The sequence below is a fragment of the Ruminobacter amylophilus genome, assembly GCF_900115655.1.
GTDB lineage: Bacteria > Pseudomonadota > Gammaproteobacteria > Enterobacterales > Succinivibrionaceae > Ruminobacter > Ruminobacter amylophilus.
The window spans coordinates 1-1,937 of the sequence record NZ_FOXF01000096.1 but is presented as its reverse complement, the minus strand read 5'-3'; the positions used below and the strand labels follow the sequence as shown (position 1 = coordinate 1,937).

Annotated in this window: 1 protein-coding gene; it reads right to left on the bottom strand. The window is 45.3% G+C overall.

The features are described from left to right. Window positions 1-226 precede the first annotated feature (226 nt). Window positions 227-1,741, bottom strand: coding sequence for an amidophosphoribosyltransferase (purF, locus tag BMY80_RS11875; protein WP_031580295.1), 1,515 nt, complete (start codon window positions 1,739-1,741; stop codon window positions 227-229). Window positions 1,742-1,937: the final 196 nt, after the last annotated feature.

Below are 1,937 nucleotides of genomic sequence, written 5' to 3'. Positions count from 1 at the left end.
TCTTGCAGGATGCAACTCAAACATAAAGGAAGATCCTTTTTTATTCAATGCATAAATAATTTTTATTTTTTGCAATCACATAAAAAAAGTGATTGACCCGGTTTTATCATGGAATTCATGATAAGGCCTGCTGAACGGCATTCTCAGAAACAAAAAAAATCTCCGATCATACGCGACCGGAGATTCCTGATTAGGGCGGAACGGAAGTCCCGCCCTTTTTCACTGTTTATGCTTCGTTGTAGATTTCCAGGTTTTCGGTTGAATCATTCCAGGCCTTGTCTGCCTTGGCATCATCATTACGAACCTGATCAAGGAAGTTCAGATAGTTTTCATCGATGTCGTTGGTAATGTACTGACCGTTGAACACTGAGGTTTCAAAATTCTCAAGTTCAGGATTTTCCATTCTTACGGCCTTCTCAAGATCTTCAAGTGACTGATAGATGAGAGCATCGGCACGGATTAATCTGCATACTTCTTCAGCGGTCTTGCCGTAGGCAATGAGTTCCCTGCTGGAAGGCATGTCGATACCGTATACGTTAGGATATCTGATTTCAGGAGCTGCTGAAGCGAAGTAAACCTTCTTCGCGCCGGCTTCATGAGCCATGTCAACGATCTGTCCGGAAGTGGTGCCACGAACGATTGAGTCGTCAACCAGCAGTACGTTCTTGCCCTTGAATTCGGCAGGAATAGGATTGAGCTTGTTGCGAACACTCTTCTTTCTCTGCTTCTGGCCCGGCATAATGAAGGTTCTGCCGATGTAACGGTTCTTTACAAAACCCTGACGGTACGGAACACCGAGGCATTTGGCGATTTCAACCGCGATGTCGCAGCTGGTTTCAGGAATAGGAATAACCACGTCAATGTCAAGGTCGGCAAAATCACGCTTAATCTTTTCACCGAGCATGGTACCCATGTGAACTCTGGCGGCATAAACTGAAACGCCGTTCATGATTGAATCCGGACGGGCGAAATATACGTATTCGAAAATACATGGATTGAGCTTGGTTTCTGAAGCACAGATTCTGTTGTAGAGCTTACCGTCTTCAGTTACGAAAATCGCTTCACCAGGAGCGACGTCACGTACCAGCCTGAAGCCGAGGATGTCCAGAGCAACGCTTTCTGAAGCAACGGCATATTCGGTCTTGCCGTTTTCACCTTCTCTCTGACCGAGAACCAGCGGACGGATACCGTTAGGATCTCTGAAGGCTACCAGACCTACGCCGAGGATCAGTGATACCACGCCGTAGGCACCTCTGATCTGATCGTTTACTCTGTGTACCGCATCGAAAATCTCATCAGCGGTGATGTCATCACAGTTGCACTTGTCGATTTCATGAGCAAAAACATTGAGAAGAACTTCAGAGTCTGAAGTGGTGTTCACGTGACGATGGAACTTGTTGCACTTTTCACGAAGCTCCTGAACGTTGGTCAGGTTGCCGTTGTGTGCAAGAGCAATACCGAAAGGACTGTTTACATAGAATGGCTGAGCTTCAGCTGCGGAAGATGAACCGGCGGTCGGATAACGGACATGACCAATACCGATATTACCCTTCAGCCTGTACATATGCTTGGTTTCAAAAACATCACGCACCAGGCCGTTTGCCTTCCGCTGTTTGAAATTACCGTCATAGCTGGTAACAATACCTGCAGCGTCCTGACCTCTATGCTGTAAAACGGTCAGAGCATCATAAAGAGCTTGATTAACAGGGGTGGTGGCTACAATACCAACGATACCGCACATTTTCTACATCCTATTTAATAAACTACGCCCATACGGCAAAATTTGGATCACAGGTCAAAATTCAGCGACCGGACCTGTGACAAAAATACTAAGCACGCCTATTATAAACTTTTTCAAAAATTTAACTACAAAAAAGAATAAAACATTTTCACAAAAATACTCTTCGTGCGGATTTCAACCAGTGTGAAAAGTCAGC

Bases quoted from the DNA above. Each gene is read 5' to 3' on its own strand.
- purF (WP_031580295.1), bottom strand. From the start codon at position 1,741: ATGTGCGGTATCGTTGGTATTGTAGCCACCACCCCTGTTAATCAAGCT.